A 20,083-nucleotide genomic window follows, 5' to 3' on the forward strand; every position below is an offset into this window, starting at 1 on the left:
ATGGATAATGCCGTTGACCCTTCCTCATGAAGGCGCTTGCGGGCGAACTACTCAACTCAACATTTCCACGGCCCCATGCCGTCGGAACTTTTGGGGAAATATCCCCCCGATTTAATTCAACTAACTAGCGAGCTACTTGCTGTCAGCTAGTTCTGCAGCAGGCTGAAAATCCACCACAAATCGATATTGCTTTCCGCAATCAATAATCACTTCCTTCTGACCGCGCTTTAAAAGACGAATATCTACCTTGATGCTGCCAAAACCATCATGCGCAATTAGCTCATCGACTAATTCAAGCAATCTTTTTTTTAGTGGCACGCTGGCATCCATCACGAAGTTTTTAACCGTTACTTAATACTGTATTCTCAAATGATAACAATTATCATTTGTATTATCAACGGGAAATTTAAGACTTATAGTGATCAATGGAACTTTTTACAACATTTAACGTGAACGGTGGCTAGCGGCTTAATGACAGCTAAATTGAAATGACAATTCAAGTTAGCTAAATGTGATTGCAGTCTTGACTGCAATAGAAAAGATAACAGCTTCAAGACTGTTATTGTCTGGAAGCTGTTTTTCTAAGGTTGCGGCATGGTCTGTTTGAAGCTTGGGCGCTTAACTAGCACGCCATAATGCTTGGCAAGGTTAGGAAATTTCTCCTGCCAGTACTTACCCTCTAATTGGGTACTCTTGAAACGCAAATCGATGTAACCCAGCGTGGTACCTAAGGCAATATCGGCCAGGCTGAATGTTTCATTGACACACCACTTTTTCTTAAGGAGATCGTTATCTAATGCCGTCAGGCCGGCGACTACTTTAGCCATTTGCTTCTCTATCCAGGCGCTTGTTTGCTGCGCTTCAGGTTTACGCTGTTCCTGCATCACCGCAACCGCTGCATCACAGACACCATCAGCCAGGGCCTCCCAGCGACGCACTTTGATTTTGGCCAGATGATCCTGTGGAATCAAATGAGCCACTGGCGTACGGTGATCCAGGTATTCGACGATGACACGCGAGTCATAAAGGCTTTCACCATCATCCAGCACCAGCACCGGCACTTTGCCCAGCGGGTTGAATTGACTGACAGGACAGTCAGGCTCAGCCAGCACGACACTAGTTAATGTGAGATCAATGTGTTTTTCGATGGCAACGATGCGAACCTTGCGTGCATAAGGACTGTTAACCGTATATAAAAGCTGCATAGTGTGTTTGCCAATGAAAGGTGCTGTTTAAGAAAAAAAGCCGGTCACAAAAACTGATGTCCCGGGTCGCTATTTATTATAATAGCTTTTGGCATGGGCTTAAAATTGTCCCATGCATAATTTTCAATCATGCAGATACTCTCATGACACAATCTTCGATCTACCAAACCTTGCCACCTTACCTGAATGCAGTGTTAATTGCTGAGCAGGTTAAAGCGATTTTGCAGGAAGACATAGGCAAAGGTGATCTTACTGCAGACCTCATTCCTTCAGGCACACGTGCTTCAGCGACCATCATCAGTCGTGAACAGGCTGTAATTTGTGGATGCGCCTGGGTAGAGCAATGTTTTACGCAGTTGGACCCGGCAGTCAGCTTCGATTGGCACGTTAAGGATGGCGACCTCGTGCAACCCAACCAGACGCTGGTAGCAATAGAGGGCGATGCCCGTGCCATGCTGAGTGCCGAGCGCCCGGCTTTAAACTTCCTGCAAACATTATCTGCGGTTGCTACCCACACCCGGCAATATGCCGAACTGATTGCGGATTTGCCTGCCAAGGTATTGGATACGCGCAAGACCTTGCCCGGTCTGCGGCTGGCGCAAAAATATGCAGTACTCACAGGCGGCGGCGCCAACCAGCGACTCGCGCTCTACGATGGCATATTAATCAAAGAAAATCATATTACTGCCGCAGGCTCCATCGCGTCTGTGCTGAAAGCCGCATTTGATATCTGCGAGACCGAGAATATCCAGATTGAGGTCGAGACACTGGATGAACTGCAACAAGCACTGGATGCCGGAGCGAAAAGTATTCTTCTGGATAATTTTACGCTGAATGATTTGCGTAAAGCGGTCACAACGACCCAGAAACGTGCCTTGCTGGAAGCGTCTGGCAATGTGGATCTGACTACAGTGCGCGCGATTGCAGAAACTGGTGTTGACCGGATTTCAATTGGCGGGCTGACCAAGCATATTCAGGCGATTGATTTGAGTATGCGTATTCAGATGCAGCTCTGAGTCAGCTCAGGAAAGTGACCAATCTTGCCATATTTCAGTGGCATGCTTTTTGCACCATAGGATAATACTTAAGCCTAGAAGTGTCATGAATACTCCAGCCCCATTTTCATTACCTAAATCCCTAGAAAGCCTGCGTCTGGGTGATTTGCTGCGCATGCTGGTCTCAGATGGACGCATCGAGAAGGTGATGGCAGAAAAACTGCATCAAGACCGCAAGCGCGATAGCTCAAAGACCCACCCGATTGTTGTTGTCGCAGAGCAAAAGTGGCAAGACCAGCGTGAGCCCGCACAAATACTCACTGTCGATAACCTTAGCCGCTATGTCGCTTATAAGGCTAAAGTACCTTTCTATCAGATAGATCCCCTGAAACTCGACTTTAGTTCGGCTACCCAAATCGTGTCTCAGGCTTACGCCGAGCGTTTACGCATTATGCCGATTTCGGTCAAGGACGGAGTGGCTAAAATTGCGACTGCCGATCCTTTCCACCAGAATTGGGTGTTTGACCTTGAGCGCATACATAATTTGCGGATTGAAGTGGTCATGGTCAACCCACTGGATTTGCAGAGATACTTGCCCGAACTATACAAGCTGTCTTCCGCCATCCAGTCGGCCAACGTCGCCAAAGCTGGCCAAATTGTCGGCGTACAGAATTTTGAGCAACTGATCGAGCTAGGCAAAGACCGCCAGCTGGATGCCAATGAACAGCATGTAGTGAATATCGTTGACTGGTTATTTAAATATGCGTTTGAACAGCGCGCCAGTGATATCCATCTTGAACCGCGCCGAAATCTAGGCTTGATGCGTTTACGTATCGACGGCGTATTGCACCAGGTTTACCAGTTGCCCAGCAACATCATGAACGCGATTACCAGCCGCATTAAACTGCTGGGACGTATGGACATGGTAGAAAAACGCCGCCCCCAGGATGGGCGCGTTAAAACCGTGGACACTGATGGCAAGGAAATCGAATTACGTTTATCGACCATGCCTACCGCTTTTGGTGAAAAGCTGGTGATGCGGATTTTCAAACCGGATGTGCTGGTACAGGATTTCCAGATGTTGGGATTTTCCAAACGTCAGGGCGAACAATGGGCGCAATGGACAAGCCATCCCAATGGGATTATTTTGGTCACAGGTCCGACCGGCTCCGGCAAAACCACCACGCTGTACACCACACTCAAACAACTAGCCACCGATGAAGTGAATGTGTGTACGGTGGAAGACCCGATAGAGATGATAGAACCCGCATTCAATCAGATGCAGGTGACTCAGAATATAGGGCTGGGGTTTGCCGAAGGCATACGCACGCTGATGCGCCAGGACCCTGACATTATTATGGTCGGCGAAATCCGCGACCAGCAAACCGCAGATATGGCGATTCAGGCGGCACTGACCGGGCACCTGGTACTTTCAACCTTACACACTAACGACGCGCCTTCTGCCATCACGCGCTTGCTGGACCTGGGCGTGCCTGCCTACCTGATCCACTCCAGCGTGCTCGGCATCATGGCGCAACGCTTGGTACGCACATTGTGTCCGCATTGCAAAACCGAAGGCGAGATTTCCAGTGCCGAATGGGCAAGCATCACGCGCCCGTTTAAAGCAGCCAAGCCAAACAAAGTCATGAAAGCGGTTGGTTGCCAGGAATGTCGTCATACTGGCTATCGCGGGCGCACCGGCATTTATGAAATGCTCACGCTCACGCCAGCCATCCGCAAACTGATTACACCAGAGACTGATTTATTACAACTGCGCCAAGCAGCGACACAGGCCGGGTTGCAGCCATTAATGTTGAACGGCGCCGAAAAGGTTGCCGCTGGCATGACCACGGTAGCTGAGGTTTTAAAAGTCGCACCGCCGATTGAAATGGATTAGGTGCTAATTGCCTTTACGCAATTTTCAACAAGGTTACTGGAAACGCAAAGCTTCAATAGAATTCTTAATTTTCTGCTTTTGTTTGATTTAAATGAGCATAACGGCCATGTATCATTTGTGACAATAAATGTTGACCTGATAATTTTGAAATGCAGAAAACAGCCAGTACATGCAAAGAAACCAGCGCCAACAGGCTGTAACTTAAGACAGTGTGTACTTGCACGGGCCAATCCTCCCCCCATAATGCATCCGTACGACTTAGCCATCCGGTGATTGCAAGCGCTGCAATCAAAAACCACATTAGATAGACTGCCCATTGCCCAAGCGGATTATGGCCTTTATGTGATTGCATCTGCCTCCGCCGTATCTCTGTGAGATGCAAGCGGATAGCATCAATGCCTGGCCAATAAAACCTTGCCGGTTCAAATTGAGTGATGTTGCCTAGCAATATCCGCCCGAAAATAGCAACCACAATCGAATAGCCAAGTGAACGATGTATGAAGTCCGTTTCGTACCAGAGGTAACTCATAAGCCATAAGGCAATAACACCGCTGGCCACCAGCCAATGACTAAGTCTTACCCACCACGGCCATATAATACTTGAGTCCATAGATGACCGGTTAGTCTTTCAAGCCGATTGCTTTGACGATCGCAAGCGTTTTCATATCGAAGTAGATTTCAACTTTCTTACCCTCTTTATTGCGCCCGTAAATTTCGTAACAATTGCCATCAACCTTGAATTTCTTGATGGTATACCCCTCTGCCTCCAGCGCTTCTTTCAAGCTATCTTCAGAAGCCCACTCTTCTTTTGAGTAGACTTTACAATCAGCGGCTGCAAATGCAGAAGTGGCAGTGAATAAACAGGCCACCATCGCCACATAAAAGCTAAATTTTTTCATCGTTTTTTCCTAATTATGACTGATACAAATCAACCTGACGAATGTCGCTTAAATTGGATACACCAGTCAGCGCCATCGTCATTTCCAATTCATCTCTGATCCAGCGAATCACTTTTGCAACACCCATTGCGCCTTCAGTCGCAAGTCCCCACACATAAGGTCGGCCAATACATACTGCATCTGCGCCCATCGCCAGCGCTTTGAATACATCCTGACCACTGCGGATACCACTATCCACCAGAATTTTGCATTGCCCGCCAACTTCGCTCACAACCTCTGGCAACATTGCCGCGACAGTAGGCGTGTTGTCGAGCACACGCCCTCCGTGATTAGACACAACAATGCCGTCACAGCCCAAATCAACAGCGCGTCTTGCGTCGTCTACATGCATCAATCCTTTTACTAATAGAGGCACCGTCAGCTGTTTTCGTAACCACTCCACATCTTCCCAGGTAGGTGCCTGGGACATCCAGCCATCAAATACATTGCTTTGTCCGGCAGCGATTGGCCTTGGAGCTAATGCTTGCACGAGGTTGACTGCCGAAATCCCTTCAGGCAGATCCATCAATGACTGTTTTACCGGGGCATCTACCGTGAAGACTATTGCGCTTGCGCCACTGGCGATTACTTTTTGCAATAGCAGCAAGGTACGGTCGCGATCCCCTTGCCAGTAAAGCTGGAACCAGAGTGGTTGTTGTGCTTGTTGGATTATCACTTCAACGGGCTGGCTGGCAAGACTGCTTACCATCATTTGCCCTTGCTGGGCATTACAGGCGATTGCGGCGCCTATTTCCCCATCCGAATGAAATAGCTTTTGATAGGCCACGGGTGCCAGCAATAGCGGGTGTGCCCAACGCTCACCAAACATCTCGCAGACCGTATTGGCGTTTTGCAGTGCGCGCAAAGGCCGTGGTACTAGCTTGCGTGCCTGCCAAGCAACTTCGTTCGTATTCAGCTGATATCCATTGCCAGCATCAGATTGCAGATAATGCCAGATTGCCGCCGGCAGTTTGGCCTGCGCTTGTTGTGCATAATGGGATAAAAGTGGCAGTGATTGCATACAGGGCCGATAGGAATTGCTTTAATAGATCATGTGAATTTTATCAGCAGGCTTTGTATTCAGTGGTTATATTTATGATGGGTTCGTCACCTATGGCGCTCAAGCCATCAGCTTTTATAATGCCCACTGCCTTAACAAATTATGGTAAATACCTGTTAATTGCACAACTTCTGAAGTTTCGCCATATTGTTGGCGTAATTTTACCAAAGCCATATCCATATCAAACAGCATGCGTCTATGTGAGACATCCCGAACCATACTCTGTATAAACATAAAACTGGCAAGACGTTCTCCCCGTGTGACGGGTGTGACGGAATGTACAGAGCTGGAGGGGTAAATCACAATGGAGCCAGCTTTGAGCTTGACGCGCTGCTCGCCAAATACATCCTGCACTACTAACTCGCCTCCATCATATTCATCAGGATCATTCAAGAACAAGGTTGCTGACACATCTGCCCGTACGCGCGCACTGCCATCTGGCATGCTGCGCATGGCATTATCCACATGTAAGCCATAGTGATTGGTTTCACCCGAATAACGATTTACAAATGGCGGCAAAATTTTATCTGGTAACACTGCAGAAAAAAATAAAGGATCGCGATGCAATGCTTGCAACACGATCCTGCGAATTTGAGCCAGCAACTGGTCTTGTTCCGCCAGTTGCTGGTTATTTTTAACGGTTGCTGCCTGGATACCGGCGGTTGTGCGTCCATCCACCCATTGTGCCTTTTTTAACAAAGCCTGTATGGATGCCACCTCACTATCCAGCAAAACATCCGGCAAACTTAGCAGCAAATCAACTCCTAGAATTTATATTCAGTCGTCACAATCGCCTGGCGACGGTTACCAGGGGTCACTAAACCACCATTATCGTACACTGCATCATAATACTCTTTATTGAGTAGGTTTTTAACGTTCAGCCGTACAGCCCATTTAGGTTGTTCATAGGCAGCCATTAAATCTACACGCGCATAGCCTGGTGCGGAGTTAGGATTAAAGTGACCGCCTACAAATGAACCACCAAGGTTGGCTGAACTTGGATTATATGCATAGCGCTCACCTTTAGCTTCTACACCGCCACCAATTTTCCATGCATCCGTTAATGCATAAGTAGTCCAGACGTTCAGGGTAGCAATGGGTGTATTTCGTGCACGTTGACCTTCGACACGTGGATCAGCATAAGAGTAAACATTACCTGCTGCCACGTTTTGAGCTGCTTTAATGACACGTGCATCCAAGAATGCAACACCGGCAAATACATCCCAGCGATCAGTGATTTTACCGGTAACTTCAAACTCAATGCCATTGGTACGACGCCTTCTGGTCAGAATTGCAGAAGTAGCCTCTAGGTCTGAGTTACGCTCCCAGTTCTTTGTTGTAGTAAACAACGCAGTTCTAACAGCCAAATCACCATCATTAAATAACCACTTTGAACCAATCTCCACAGTTTTACTACGCTCAGGATCCTGAGGCACTGCGGTCAACTGATACAAGTCAGCAGTCGGGCTGAAAGAGTCACTCCATGTGGCGTAATAGTGCCTGTCTGGGGTCGGCTGCCACGACAAGCCACTACGGTAGCTGTACTCGCCATAGCTCAATTTTGGAGAAGTCACGCTTGTATATCTGGCATGCAATTCATCGCGACGAATACCCGCCAGTACTGTCCAGTTTGGCATGAACTCAACACTGTCCTGCGCATACACTGCATAGTTATCGGCATTAAATGCGTTTTGCAAGTTGCCTTTGGCATGCCGCTCATACAAAGCACCCGCTGTTGGATCTAAATCTACCAATTGGCGACGTACAGAATCTTCTTTTAACCACTCGATGCCTGTGACCACGGCATGTTTCATGCCGGCAAGATCAAACTTGGTACTAAAGTCCGACTGTAAATTAACAGTGTTATAGTTCAAGTATCGAGCCTGATTCTGCCCAATACTGCTATTAGCGGTTGGCAATGCAGGAGTTGCGGTATTGTTTGGCGGTAGTTTTGCCCAATAGGCGCGATTATAAGTACCACTGCGTAACTGTGTTCTTAACTGTGTATCTTCGGTAAACTTGTGCGTAAAAATACCTGTAGTCACACGGGTATCGCTGTCATCAAAGTTGTTGCTAGCTCCCCAGAATGTACGGTCACTAGCGCCATTAGGCGTATCATTTTGAGGATGTGTTGCTATAAAACGAATACCAAAATCAGGCACGTCCCGTGTTTGGGTATAAATATGATTCAGGAAGAACTCGTTTTCAGTACCGATACCTGCACCAAAACTAACAGCAATACCTTTGCGGTCAAACTCAGGCCTGTCTCCAGTGGTGGGATTCTTACGATAAGTCTCATCGTGTCTATCCATCACATTAACGCGAATCGCTGCAGTTTCAGTTAATTGTTTATTGAAGTCACCGGTAAATTGGTGATAATCGTATTCACCTCCACTACCTGTAATCGTGTTTTTATCACGCAACTCAGCCATCTTAGATACCTGGTTGATGACACCACCAGCCTGGCCACGACCAAACAGCATTGCGGCCGAACCACGCAGCACATCTACTTGTTCAAGATTAAATGTTTCGCGGTTGTATTGCGCGGTATCCCGCATATTATCAAGGTAAATATCGCCAAATGTGTAAAAACCACGCAAGTTAAAGTTGTCACCAGCGCGGCCACCTTCAGCGGCATTAAAAGACAAGCCAACTACGTTACGCAAGGCCTCGCGCAAAGAACCAACCTGCTGGTCATGTAATAGTTCTTTGGTCAAGGTAGTAACTGCTTGCGGTACATCTTGAGGATCTTGATAGGTTTTACCTACACGTGTTTTCTTGGCTTGATAGCCTTTACTCTCAGTGTTGTAAGTTGTTTTATCTTTATCAGATTTAATTTGCACTTCACTCAATGTTTGTGCATTTTCTGTAATTTTTTCTTCTGCGATTGCAATTGCAGGCAAAGCCAGCATCAGCGCGACCGTCATTGCTTTTTGATTAAAGCCGGTTGGCATATTTCTTCCCGATTAATATTTGGATTGAGTGGCTAATGGAAGATTAATCCCATCGGCATATCTGTTGATACAGAGGGCGTGAATGATAACAATTCTCATTGTTAAAAACAATCAAACTTAGCACATTAATTTATTGCATTCAATATATTTTAAGTTTGGCTATGGTTCTGATTGCTTGAATAGGCATTAACGTGACATGGAACGTATACGCTCAGATGCGAACACCTGCTCTTGTAAGATGAGTGAGGATACTTTGCGTGCCTTGCGCTTTTTCAGCCACAGATACACACCGGTCACCGAAAGTATCGCTACCACCAGGCCCATCACAGAGATCAAGATACGGCCAGGAATACCTAAAATGCGACCTGAGTGTAAGGGAAATTGCGCCTGCACAATGACGTCTCCAGCAGTACCCTCCCAAGGAATACGTTTACCGACGTAATGTGCATCTAGCCCATCATAATACAATCGCTTATGACCAGCTCCGGCCACGCCATGATCGGCATCCGGACGATAAAAATCGACGTTAAATAACTGATAAGCAGCACTGTATGAGATGCGTCCGGCAGGCTCTTGCCAGCCTTGCACTTTGGCGTCATTGATAGCCAATGCCAATACCTTTTCGTAATCGACTTGGGGCGGTTGTTGCTGCGCGGGCGGTAAACGCGGACGCAAGTCTGAAGGGGTAGGCGTTAATGTGAATGCAGACTTCATCACCGGCATAAATACTTCGCGGCGCAGATTTAATGCAAGTGCAGAGAATGCCAGAATAATTAATAGAACCCAGGTCCATAAGCCAAATGCGCGATGCATATCGAAATAGCGTTTATGGGTACTGCTGTTCCAGCGCATTTTCCATGCCGGCCACCAGCGCTGCCAGAACGAAGCCTGATTTGCAGAATGCGTCGCTTGCGCCTTATGCAGGCGCGTTTGCGGTTTTCTGCCGGATTTAGGCAATGTCAGGTAAAAGCCCACAAAACTATCTATCAGCCAAATGATCGCCACTCCACCCATCAGCCAGATCCCCCAGCGGTCTATTCCCCACATTTCAGGCAGGTGCAAACTGTAATGCAGTTTATATAGGAAGGAAATCACATTGGTACGGTCTACCGGCCACACAGCACCCCACTCACGTTTACCTAATTCCTGACCGGTGACCGGGTCAACAAACACCTGATTAAATTTGACAGGTTCCAGCCCATAAGGCGGGTTTGGCAACGGCCTGACACCTAAAGATAGTGTATGCCCAGACTCCACCGTCAGCGGGATAGAACTTACTTGTACTTGCGGGTAGCGTTCTGCCACCTGCTTTGCAAGAACCAGAGAAGACTGATGCGCCCCTACCGAGTCGCTATGCATCCATGCCGGATTCAGTAATTCATCCAGCTCGTGATCCCAGGAGATCACCGCGCCAGTGAGGCCGGTGATCAGCAGAAACAAGGCGCTGGCTAGGCCAAGCCAGCGGTGAATCAACAGCAAAGAAGAACGCAAATCAAATTACCTTTTACTTAAAAATCAAGCTGGGCGCTAACTGTGATAGTACGGGGAGCGCCTAAGACAAGATAGCCATTCCCGGGGAAACCACCGCTAGATGCCCAGTAATCTCTATCCGTTACATTATCTATACGACCACGTACAGTCACCAAATGACCTTTAATATCGGTGGCATAGCGTGCGCCAATATCAAGACGAGTCCAGCCAGGCACTCGCAATGCATTTGCTGCATCAGCGTATACACTATCAGTAGCTATCACACGACTGTCGATCGTTAAACCAGTTAAAAGAGGTACATCCCACTCGACGCCAAAGTTAGCTTGCTTATCTGGAATACCAATGGTTTTATTACCTTCAGAATTAGGGTTGGTTGTGTTTTTCTGCTCTGTATCGAACCAAGTGACTCCTCCTAATACGCGCAATCCTGTGATGACTTCACCGTAAGCCATCAACTCAAACCCTTGATGCTTTGCGTCTCCTTGCTGAACAAATACATTAGCAGCATTAACAACGGACAGTGGCTTTTCTGTTGTGAAGTAGGCAGTAGTAACCCGTAACTTACCGAAGTCGAATTTAGCGCCGGCCTCTTTTTGTTTTGATTCAAAGGGTGCTAGTTGCTGGCCAAAATTACTTGAGCCAAAAGTGGCAGAGTCACCTGGTTGTAATCCTTCAATATAATTTGCATAGAGAGAGACTCCTTGCCACGGTTTCGCAACGATCCCTAAAACAGGGCTTAATTTGCTTTTATCGTAAGAATTTGTTACGACACCATCATAATTTCCAAATTCGGTGATATTCAGCTGTTGATGTCTCAATCCAAGTGTAACAAGCAATTGATTATCTACCATAGACAATGTGTCACCTAATGCAACACTGCGTAGTAGCGTTGTTCTTGTTTTTATTGGATTACTTAGCGAACCGCGTATGAATGCTCCTGGCGAGTAGTTTGGCCGATCGTAATAAATTGGTGAGTATAAATTCGTAGCAAAGGTATTGCCTCCATCGAAAACAAAAGCATTTTTTGTATCTGCATGGTATATGTTTGCATTTAAAGCTACATCATGAGAAATGTTGCTTGTCTCGAAACTTCCTTTTAGACCTACTTCGCCGGTACGGACCGAGTCTTCTCTGGCATTATCAAACCTATAAATATTGCCAGCTCCTGTTGCACTGTTGGTTACAGTCAAGTTGGCTAAAGAATTGGCTTCATCTGATTCGCGGAAACCTCCAGCAAAGTAAGCAGTTACTTTGTCATTTAGATCATACTCACCACGTAAACTGCCAAAAGTATCGCGTTCATTTGAATATGACCAAGGTTGCGCCCAATTAGAATCGCTTCTAGGAGCTCTTGGAACTGATGTCAGTCCATCGATGACAACGTTAGTTCGCGTTTGCTTTAATTTATTATCTTGATAACCAATATCAGCAGATAAACGCAATTTTTCACCACGCCAATCGAGCCCAAGTGAAACCAAATCTACTTCAGCATGTTCTTTATCGATAGCAGTACCACCATCGCGTCTTGAAACATTTAATCTTATCCCTGCGCTGTCATCTGGACCGAAGCGTCTAGCAACATCTGCGGAATATAATTGCTGATTGCCTGAGCTCCAACCGGCAGTAAATAGATTTAATGGATCGTTTGGCGCGCGTTTTGGTAACAAAGAAATCGAACCACCGATAGCATCTCCTCCTGGACTCATTCCATTTAAAAATGTAGAGGCTCCACGTAATACCTCTACTCGTTCAAACAATTCTGCTGCAATATATTGGCGAGGCAATAAACCGTACAAACCATTATATGAAACGCTGTCAGAGTTAAGAATAAATCCACGAATAAAGTAAGATTCCTGGAAGTTACCAAAACCGCGTGCTACGCGTACAGACGGATCGTTGAGTAATACATCACCCACACTTCTGGCTTGTTGGTTTTGAATAAGTGCATTTGTATAAGCATTGATAGAGAATGGAGTATCCATTGCATCTTTGTTTCCCAAGACACCCACACGACCACCTTTTGCAACTTGTCCACCGGCATAGGGCTTCATTAATCCTTTTGCATTGGCATCTGCGGAAGCATTTACCTTCACTTCCTCCAGCTCCACAGTCCCTTCTTTTTCAGCCTGTTTTTCTTCAGCAAATGCTTGCGCTGATGCACAAGCCAACATCACAGCAATCACGGTTTTTTTCGGCGCCAACTTCATTCTATAGCCACGCATATTCATAAAGATCATTCAAACTTTCATCAAAAAAGAATCAATAGAAAAAGGCTACTGAGAAATCAGCAGCCTTCTTTTAGATTCGGGCATCAATTAGTCAAATGATAATAATTATCATTTGTTATGGCAATGACTTTTACTCAAAATCACTTATCTCGATAATCACTGTTGTATTCACCGCAAATTGATCGATTGCTCTTAAAACTTATAGTTTGCAGAAAGAACAGCATTCTGACGTTCGCCAAAACCACAATCTGTACCAGCACTACGACACCAGGATAGGAACTCTTTATCCGCAATGTTTCGTACCGTTAGACGAATATCCCATTGTTGTATGTTGTATCCGACCATAGCATCAAATAATGTCACTGACGGTAGCTCAGGTGACCCGCCGAAACCTACATTAGTACCAAGATAGCGTGTACCTACCCCGGCACGAATATTTGGCGTGATGTAATACTGCACCCAAGCTGAACCAAGCTTCTCCGCAACATATGGCAGCCTTGTTTTGGATGCTTCGTCATTTGCATTCATCCGAGTGTAATTACCTAAAAGCTCCCAATCACCGATTCGTTGGCGGGCATCAATTTCCCAGCCTTGGATAAATGCGCCAATTTGCTGCACACCACGTGGAGTATTCCCTTGAACGACACGATTTAATTGCTCAATTTCGAACCAGGCAAAGTTGATCGCTGTGTTACCACTATTAGCTAAATATTTAATACCAGCCTCGCGCTGCTCACCTTCAGTTGGCTTCAAATAGCTGTTTGTAGCTGAACCATCCGTCCCTAAGTTTGGCACAAACGCTTCAGAGTAGTTGATATACGGTGAAATACCATTGTCAAAGCGATACATCAGACCGATACGACCAGTAGTTGCCGAGTTACGCACATCAGTATCCGGGCTACCATCAGCTTTCAATACTGAATTTTTTGCATGATCTCGTCTCAAGGCCGCTGATACAATCCAAGGACCCCATTCCATATGTTCGGATAAATAAAAGCCAGTTTGTACAATTTTATTATCGTCACGATCTGCATTACTCAAAGCTGCGTAGTCGACTTGACCATATATCGGATTGTACAAATTGATGCCGAATGCCGAAGTCGCAAATGTATAATTACCTTCTTTCCATAGGGCATCTTGGTAATCCATTCCCAAAGAGACCAGATGTTTTGTTGGGCCCAACACAAAATCGCCCTGCAAGCGGATATCACTAGCAAAAACCTCAGTACTGCGATCTGCGGTGTGTATCGAACGTTGCACATTACCTGCTGCATCTGGTGGGACGCCGATCCGTGCCCAATGCTCACGAGTAACACTTGAAGACCAGGATTGTTTCAGATTGGCGACCAGTTTCAGGTGTTCGGTTAACCCCTGATCAACAAATAAAGCCACCTCATCTTTTTTAGTATTGTAGCGATCCCAACCTGGCTCACCTACAAAAGTGCTACTGGAAACGCGGCCCTGAGGTCCGGGCAGTAATGTACCTTGAGCAGGCAAGAATTGTGCAGAAACCTGACTTTCAACTTCCTGATGTAAATATTGCATAGTGATACTCGTTTTATCGCTAGGCTGCCAAGTCACTGAAGGCATGAAGATCACTGCATCATCACTAACATGATCGACCTGAGTACCGCTATCACGTTTAAGGGCTACCACGCGGTATAACCACTCGCCATCAGCCGTGATTGGGCCAGTAAAATCCAGCCCGATTTGTTTACGGTCATACATGCCATACTGCAGATTAATCTCTTTAGATGCTTCTTTTTTAGGCTTTTTGGTTACTGCATTAACAATACCACCTAGATCAGATTGACCATACAGAACGGAAGAAGGACCCTTTAACACCTCTATGCGCTCTAATGTATAAATATCAGGGCGAGTATTGTTGTAAGAGCCATACAAATTGCGCAATCCATCTACAAACATAGATGGGTCTAACCCACGTACCGAGACTGAATCCCCTCTCGTATCAAAACCAAATGCACCCGCATACACACCTGAGGAATAAGTCAGTGCCTCCTGGATATTGAGTGCACCCATCTCGCGCATCTGCTCAACATCTACCACTGTAATTGATTGCGGTGAATCTTGTACACTGACAGGGCTTTTAGCCACAGAGGCCGATTCTTCCTGAGTGATGAATCTGTCCTTCTTTTTATTATTTTTTTCCGCCTTAACAGATACTTCAGGCAAGGTTTCTGCAGCATTTTTTTTAGCAGGTTCCTCTGCAAAAACCGAAGCTGACGGGAACGCTAATATTAAAGCGAGTGTGATTGCATTGATACGATGAGAGTGCATAAAGGCTCCGATAACATGTCTGCTGACACCTGGAGCAAGACTCCAAGTCGAACAAATCTTAAAAAGTCGAGAATGATAACAATTATCATTCAATGATTCAAGAAATATTACGGTGAATAGTAAAGACTCGCCTACTAAATTAAATAGAGGCTGTGTTGGCTCGAAATGATTTTTGCGATTTGCTAGGTGCGACGATGACTTCACCACTGTCACTGACTGCGCTGATTAGGCTGACGTCATAAAGGGCTTCTAACAATGGAATCATCATCTGCTGGCTTGTATAGTCGCCAGTCATAGAGCCATCCTTAATGAATATCAGCCGCTCAAAGCCCTGCAGTGCCTGGTTGATATCATGCAGAATCGCCAGGATGGCATGACCGCGTTGTGCGGCAAAGGTATAGATGGCATCCATCAAACTGAATTGCAGTCCGGGATCCAGTGCTGCGAGTGGTTCATCAACCAGCAACAGGCCTTTTTCAACATCCCATAACTGCGCAAACACCCTTGCCATTTGCACGCGCGCTTTTTCTCCACCGGATAAAGTATCGAAGCGGCGTTCCAATAAATGTCCGGCACATGCCAGTTCCGCTGCCTGGCGCACTATGTTCCTGATGTCAGGATCATAAGCTCTGGCAACACGACCCAGGCCGATGACCAGTTCAACCGGTAGCCCGAAAGCGACTTCGTGGGATTGCGGCAAAATGGCGCGGCGGTGGCTTAAGTCAGCCAGTGACCATTCTTTCAGGTGACGTTGGCAAAATGTGGCTTGACCACCGGCGGGTGCTAATTCACGGGCTAGCAATTTGAGTAGGGTCGATTTGCCTGCGCCGCTAGGGCCCAGCACCGCAATACGCTCACCTGCTTGAACCGATAATGTAAAGGGGCCGAAAGTACGCTTGCCGAGATCAATAGTGACATTTTGCAGGGCAAGTAAAGTCTCGTGATTCGCTGAAAGAGACATGAATTACGTTCCCTTCCGGATACCGGCCAGCAGCACAAGAAAAAATGGTGCACCAAGCAAGGCGGTAAAGATACCCACCGGGATTTCGGCCGGAATAGCCACGGTACGCGCAGCGGTATCGGCTACCAGGAGAATAATGGCACCGACCAGCATGGACAATGGTGCAAGACGCCGCTGATCAGGCCCTATCACCAGCCGTACAATATGGGGAGCGACGAGGCCGATAAAGCCTATCATGCCGCACCAGGCGACGGCAAAGCCACACAATAAAGCGACCAGTGTAATGACCCGCGCACGCAAATGACGCACATTGACACCCACATGCGCTGCCGTGGCTTCGCCCAATGCCAGGGCATTCATCTCGTTCACTAGGCGGCGTACATACCAGACGGCGGCTAACAGCAACGCCAGCAATGCCAGCAGCAGGGGCCAGCTCGCACCAGCGAGTGAGCCTAAGGTCCAGAAGGTTAGGCTACGCAGCTGTTCGTCGGTAGCCAGGTAAGTACATAAGCCAATCACCGCCGTGGCCAGAGCATTGAGTGCAATACCTGTTAGTAACAGCCCGGCAATTGAATCTGCCGTTAACCAGCGCGCGACGGTATCTAATAAAAAACATACACCAATCGCGCCTGCAAAAGCCGTGACAGGTAATATCCAGTAGCGGAGTGAGATGGGGATATGGATATCACTGTTAGCTAATAACACAATGGTTAAAGCCGCCGCGCAAGCCGCACCACTGGTAACGCCCAGCAAACCCGGGTCAGCCAAAGGATTACGGAATAAACCTTGAGTCAGCGCACCCGAAAGCCCTAATGCAGCCCCTATCAATGCAGCAAACAGGATACGCGGCAGGCGCAGATTCCACAGCACATAGGCGCCGCCGGTCAGCGGTTGGTCATCGCCTGCTTGCAGCAGTGCCAGCCAGTCGGCAGGCATTACATTCACTGCACCCGCCCACGCTGCTACCCAGATACAAATAATCAGGGTCACCCATAAAAACAAAGCTGGCCGATTGATCAGGCCAGCTGTTAAACGTGATGCGAACGGCATCACGTTGGTTGAGGCACTCATCCGTTCATCGCTTTCAGCAGTGCGTTATCCAGTGCTGCGACGGCCTGCGGCAGGCGCGGACCAAAGCCCAGCATAAACATGGCTTCCAGCGAAGCGATACGACGCTTTTGCCCGGCAGGCGTTTGCGCCAGGCCCGGCAGTTTCAATGCGCCATCAATGCCGCCGACCACTTCAAGGCCTTGATCGGTAAACAACACGATATCCGGTTGCGCAGCGATCACGGATTCAGGCGTCAATGGTTTAAAACCATTAAATCCCTGTACCGCATTTTGTGCGCCTACATAATGCATCATCGCTTCAGCACTGCTGCCTTTGCCGCCTACCATGATCTGGCTTGGGCTATTCGATAGCACAAACAGCACACGCGGTGCCGGCGTTTTACGCGCAATAATCGGCTCGCGCACTTTCTGCCAGTCCGCTTTCATTTTTTCCACCAGCTGGCTGGCTTGTGCAGGGCGGTCTATCAAAGTGCCGATGCGGGTAACCCGATCCAGCACGCCTTCAAATTTATCATTAGCGGATAGCACTGTGACAGGCACACCCGCGGCATTGATTTGCCGCAAGACTGCTGGCGGACCTGCATCTTCAGTCGCCAGCACATGGTTGGGCGCCAGTGCCAGTATGCCTTCGCTGGATAATGTTCTGGCATACCCAACACTAGGCAGTTTTGTTGCCGCTTCAGGGTAAAGCGACGTGGTATCAACACCGACCAATTCGTTATGGGCACCCAGCGCATAAATGATTTCGGTCAGGCCACCTCCGATACTGACAATACGCCTTGCCGTTTTTTTCTGACTCTCAGCGGCCCAGACCCAAGTCTGCGGCAAACAAGTAGCAGCGGCCAACGCACCTACTTGCAGGAGGAATTTACGTCGGGTCGGTGAAGACTCTACATCATGCATATGCTTATTTAATTCAGACATGGTTCGTAATCCTTGAGCAGCGTTTCTACCAGCGCACGCCACTCGGCAAGTTCAGGTTTACCGGGCTTGCGCTCACCAAAGAACATGGCAATCACATTACCCTCAGTATCAAACAGCTCCAGCGCAGTGACCAGGCCATCCACCGTTGGCTTGCGCACGACCCAGGCACTCGCAATATGGTCTTCGCGCAAATGCAGGTTAAAGCCCGGGTCCAGGACATTTAGCCAGGGACCCATCACCGCCACTTTTTTAACAATGCCGGAATGAATCTGCACCATGCCAGGGTTAGTAACAAAGATCATCAATACAACGCCGTCATTGGCCGCCGCTTCCAGCACCTCACGTGCGCTTTGCTGGTTGACCTGCTGCACATACTGCTTTTCGGCAAGTCGCATGCTTTGCAGCCGTGAAACGCCAAACCGCTTAAGTAAGCCAAAAAAGTCGTGCGTGTCTTTCAGAGCGCGCCACGCGGCCTGGAATCCTGCTACATGAATCTCGTTATCAGCTTTATCTACTGGCAGCGGCGGTGCAGGCACGGTGGTAATACCGGGTTTCTGGTTCTCATCTGCAAAGTGTTTGACGAAGGCTTTATAAGCCTCGACATCGCTTTGCGGTTTAATAAATACCTTGTGAATGGCAGTACCTTGCGCGTCAAAAAACTGCAGGCTTTGCTGAACACCATTGTCGACCGTCTCAGACACCGCAAAACCATGCGCCCAATGACTGTAAAACGCGCGCAAATCAATATCACCACCAAGCACCAGCCCGACATGCCCGGTATCGCTTACCTTCTTGTAAACGCCAGTTTTTTCATGCACACACGAAATATTGCGCGTCAGCGCCATTACCTCGCCCAGAGGCTCAAGCGACTTCATCAATGCTGGCCAGTCTGCCTGCAGCCGGGTGGCATGTAGTAACCAAGCCTTTTCTTGTGCACCGGCATGGGCAGCTATCAGCGCACCTTCGGATATTTGCAATTTCTCAGCAATATCGCGATGACGTTTACCCGCCTGGCGTTCGATGACAAATTGCTCACGTATGCTTGCGTGGCCAATGCTGATTGGAGATTCAGTCACCGTTATGCCAGCTCATCCAGTTTCTGCTGTGCAGATGCGTCTGGTGCAGCATGGCCCTGGTCATTACGATGTGTGATTTGTAACAAATCCTGGCCATTCAGGTGATAGGCTTTAGCAAAACCTGCAACGTAACTGCCATGCGTTGGCATTAGCTCAATCATATGGAAATCGGTCAACTTACTGATCGCATCCATAAAGTTGCCGAATTTTTCATAGAAAAGCGCCATCACTTCATCAAATTTGGCTGAGCTACGTTCAACTTCCTGTGCTGTGCATTTGAAAATCAGGCGTTTTCTGGCGAAAAGATGACCCGCGTCTTTTTCACTCTCAACAAACATCGCGGAACACAGGCCGGTTTCGCGCAGGTTGGCACAATGTGTTGCCAGTTCACTCACATAGATATAAAACTTGTTATCACGCTCAACATATGCGGCATAACTTGCCTCAGGCACCCCTTGCGCATTAACGCTGGCCAGTTGCACTGTTTTAAACTGCCCTTTGAACGCAATGGCTTCTTTGCCCACTGACTGAAGTTTTTCCTGATCGGTCATCTTATTTCCTTAAAATACATTAATTACAGTGGCATCGATGTGGTGACAAAGGCTGCGGGAGTAATGGTTTAGCGCAATAAAGCACGTTTGATTCAGACTATTTATGTTGCGTTAAAGCTCTAAAATCTGACAGACAAGCTCTCACTAACGATGGATAGTAATAAATTCTGACAAAGCCTATTCTACATGAGAAGCATTCCCATTTTCAAGTAGAACACATTAAAACTGGGAGTGTCTTTGCCATTGCTAACATGAAGTATGCGCCAAAAAATTCATGAACCATAGACGTAGCCGCTTGTGAAAATACAGATCGCATCTAACTGGATCTGTCCAGGTAATTTGAAGCTACACAATCCATCGACAAGTGATATATAAAAAAACTCCACTACCTTGGCAGATAGCGGAGCTTTTCAATATTGGCTTTTGATGAGCTAA

At 47.5% G+C, this 20,083-nt stretch carries 17 protein-coding genes; 2 read left to right on the forward strand and 15 right to left on the reverse strand.

Going from position 1 to position 20,083, the window contains the following annotated elements:
- Nucleotides 1–132 precede the first annotated feature (132 nt).
- Complete coding sequence (locus tag LPA26_RS11785; protein ID WP_055869963.1) at nt 133–330, reverse strand: hypothetical protein; 198 nt, start codon at nt 328–330, stop codon at nt 133–135.
- A gap of 251 nt (nt 331–581) precedes the next feature.
- Entirely contained in the window at nt 582–1,205 is a 624-nt protein-coding gene (locus LPA26_RS11790; protein WP_055828011.1) for a glutathione S-transferase N-terminal domain-containing protein, read from the reverse strand.
- Nucleotides 1,206–1,348: 143 nt separating this feature from the next.
- Here LPA26_RS11790 and nadC point away from each other — a divergent pair, with 143 nt between their 5' ends.
- Complete coding sequence (nadC, locus tag LPA26_RS11795; RefSeq protein WP_229008495.1) at nt 1,349–2,221, forward strand: carboxylating nicotinate-nucleotide diphosphorylase; 873 nt, start codon at nt 1,349–1,351, stop codon at nt 2,219–2,221.
- A gap of 85 nt (nt 2,222–2,306) precedes the next feature.
- A complete protein-coding gene (locus LPA26_RS11800) occupies nt 2,307–4,097 on the forward strand; it encodes a GspE/PulE family protein (RefSeq protein WP_229008496.1) in 1,791 nt (596 codons plus the stop codon).
- Nucleotides 4,098–4,161: 64 nt separating this feature from the next.
- On the opposite strand, the gene LPA26_RS11805 is transcribed toward LPA26_RS11800, so the two are convergent.
- The 13 genes from LPA26_RS11805 to LPA26_RS11865 all read right to left on the reverse strand — a co-directional run bounded on the left by LPA26_RS11805 (nt 4,162) and on the right by LPA26_RS11865 (nt 19,648).
- The gene (locus LPA26_RS11805; protein ID WP_229008497.1) at nt 4,162–4,707 is read right to left on the reverse strand and encodes a cytochrome b/b6 domain-containing protein; all 546 of its coding nucleotides are present in this window, start codon (nt 4,705–4,707) and stop codon (nt 4,162–4,164) included.
- Between the two features lie 10 nt (nt 4,708–4,717).
- Nucleotides 4,718–4,996 (reverse strand): PepSY domain-containing protein, encoded by a 279-nt coding sequence (locus tag LPA26_RS11810; protein ID WP_229008498.1) that lies wholly within the window; start codon nt 4,994–4,996, stop codon nt 4,718–4,720.
- Between the two features lie 13 nt (nt 4,997–5,009).
- Nucleotides 5,010–6,056 carry an alpha-hydroxy acid oxidase gene (locus tag LPA26_RS11815; protein WP_229008499.1) on the reverse strand — a complete coding sequence of 349 codons (1,047 nt, stop codon included), beginning with the start codon at nt 6,054–6,056 and terminating at the stop codon, nt 5,010–5,012.
- 114 nt (nt 6,057–6,170) lie between these two features.
- Nucleotides 6,171–6,851 (reverse strand): Fe2+-dependent dioxygenase, encoded by a 681-nt coding sequence (locus LPA26_RS11820; RefSeq protein WP_229008500.1) that lies wholly within the window; start codon nt 6,849–6,851, stop codon nt 6,171–6,173.
- Nucleotides 6,852–6,859: 8 nt separating this feature from the next.
- Nucleotides 6,860–9,049 (reverse strand): TonB-dependent siderophore receptor, encoded by a 2,190-nt coding sequence (locus LPA26_RS11825; protein WP_229008501.1) that lies wholly within the window; start codon nt 9,047–9,049, stop codon nt 6,860–6,862.
- Nucleotides 9,050–9,235: 186 nt separating this feature from the next.
- Nucleotides 9,236–10,540, reverse strand: coding sequence for a PepSY domain-containing protein (locus tag LPA26_RS11830; RefSeq protein WP_229008502.1), 1,305 nt, complete (start codon nt 10,538–10,540; stop codon nt 9,236–9,238).
- Nucleotides 10,541–10,557: 17 nt separating this feature from the next.
- Nucleotides 10,558–12,768, reverse strand: coding sequence for a TonB-dependent siderophore receptor (locus tag LPA26_RS11835; RefSeq protein WP_229008503.1), 2,211 nt, complete (start codon nt 12,766–12,768; stop codon nt 10,558–10,560).
- A 192-nt stretch (nt 12,769–12,960) separates the two neighbouring features.
- A complete protein-coding gene (locus tag LPA26_RS11840; RefSeq protein ID WP_229008504.1) occupies nt 12,961–15,066 on the reverse strand; it encodes a TonB-dependent siderophore receptor in 2,106 nt (701 codons plus the stop codon).
- A gap of 139 nt (nt 15,067–15,205) precedes the next feature.
- Complete coding sequence (locus LPA26_RS11845; RefSeq protein WP_229008505.1) at nt 15,206–16,027, reverse strand: ATP-binding cassette domain-containing protein; 822 nt, start codon at nt 16,025–16,027, stop codon at nt 15,206–15,208.
- A 3-nt stretch (nt 16,028–16,030) separates the two neighbouring features.
- Entirely contained in the window at nt 16,031–17,098 is a 1,068-nt protein-coding gene (locus LPA26_RS11850; RefSeq protein ID WP_229008506.1) for an iron ABC transporter permease, read from the reverse strand.
- Nucleotides 17,095–18,021, reverse strand: a complete 927-nt coding sequence (locus LPA26_RS11855) for a hemin ABC transporter substrate-binding protein (RefSeq protein ID WP_229008507.1) — start codon at nt 18,019–18,021, stop codon at nt 17,095–17,097. Before LPA26_RS11855 ends, LPA26_RS11850 begins: the two co-directional genes overlap by 4 nt.
- A complete protein-coding gene (locus LPA26_RS11860) occupies nt 18,009–19,097 on the reverse strand; it encodes a hemin-degrading factor (protein ID WP_229008508.1) in 1,089 nt (362 codons plus the stop codon). The genes LPA26_RS11855 and LPA26_RS11860 overlap by 13 nt, the downstream gene beginning before the upstream one ends.
- Nucleotides 19,098–19,099: 2 nt before the next feature.
- Nucleotides 19,100–19,648 carry a HugZ family protein gene (locus LPA26_RS11865; RefSeq protein WP_229008509.1) on the reverse strand — a complete coding sequence of 183 codons (549 nt, stop codon included), beginning with the start codon at nt 19,646–19,648 and terminating at the stop codon, nt 19,100–19,102.
- Nucleotides 19,649–20,083: the final 435 nt, after the last annotated feature.

The organism is Methylophilus sp. Leaf408, assembly GCF_916856905.1.
Lineage (GTDB): Bacteria > Pseudomonadota > Gammaproteobacteria > Burkholderiales > Methylophilaceae > Methylophilus.

Coding starts and splice junctions, on each gene's coding strand:
- LPA26_RS11855 (WP_229008507.1), bottom strand. CDS start 18,021: ATGTCTGAATTAAATAAGCATATGCATGATGTAGAGTCTTCACCGACC.
- LPA26_RS11785 (WP_055869963.1), bottom strand. CDS start 330: ATGGATGCCAGCGTGCCACTAAAAAAAAGATTGCTTGAATTAGTCGAT.
- LPA26_RS11835 (WP_229008503.1), bottom strand. CDS start 12,768: ATGAATATGCGTGGCTATAGAATGAAGTTGGCGCCGAAAAAAACCGTG.
- LPA26_RS11840 (WP_229008504.1), bottom strand. CDS start 15,066: ATGCACTCTCATCGTATCAATGCAATCACACTCGCTTTAATATTAGCG.
- LPA26_RS11815 (WP_229008499.1), bottom strand. CDS start 6,056: ATGCAATCACTGCCACTTTTATCCCATTATGCACAACAAGCGCAGGCC.
- LPA26_RS11800 (WP_229008496.1), top strand. CDS start 2,307: ATGAATACTCCAGCCCCATTTTCATTACCTAAATCCCTAGAAAGCCTG.
- nadC (WP_229008495.1), top strand. CDS start 1,349: ATGACACAATCTTCGATCTACCAAACCTTGCCACCTTACCTGAATGCA.
- LPA26_RS11805 (WP_229008497.1), bottom strand. CDS start 4,707: ATGGACTCAAGTATTATATGGCCGTGGTGGGTAAGACTTAGTCATTGG.
- LPA26_RS11865 (WP_229008509.1), bottom strand. CDS start 19,648: ATGACCGATCAGGAAAAACTTCAGTCAGTGGGCAAAGAAGCCATTGCG.
- LPA26_RS11790 (WP_055828011.1), bottom strand. CDS start 1,205: ATGCAGCTTTTATATACGGTTAACAGTCCTTATGCACGCAAGGTTCGC.
- LPA26_RS11845 (WP_229008505.1), bottom strand. CDS start 16,027: ATGTCTCTTTCAGCGAATCACGAGACTTTACTTGCCCTGCAAAATGTC.
- LPA26_RS11825 (WP_229008501.1), bottom strand. CDS start 9,049: ATGCCAACCGGCTTTAATCAAAAAGCAATGACGGTCGCGCTGATGCTG.
- LPA26_RS11810 (WP_229008498.1), bottom strand. CDS start 4,996: ATGAAAAAATTTAGCTTTTATGTGGCGATGGTGGCCTGTTTATTCACT.
- LPA26_RS11850 (WP_229008506.1), bottom strand. CDS start 17,098: ATGAGTGCCTCAACCAACGTGATGCCGTTCGCATCACGTTTAACAGCT.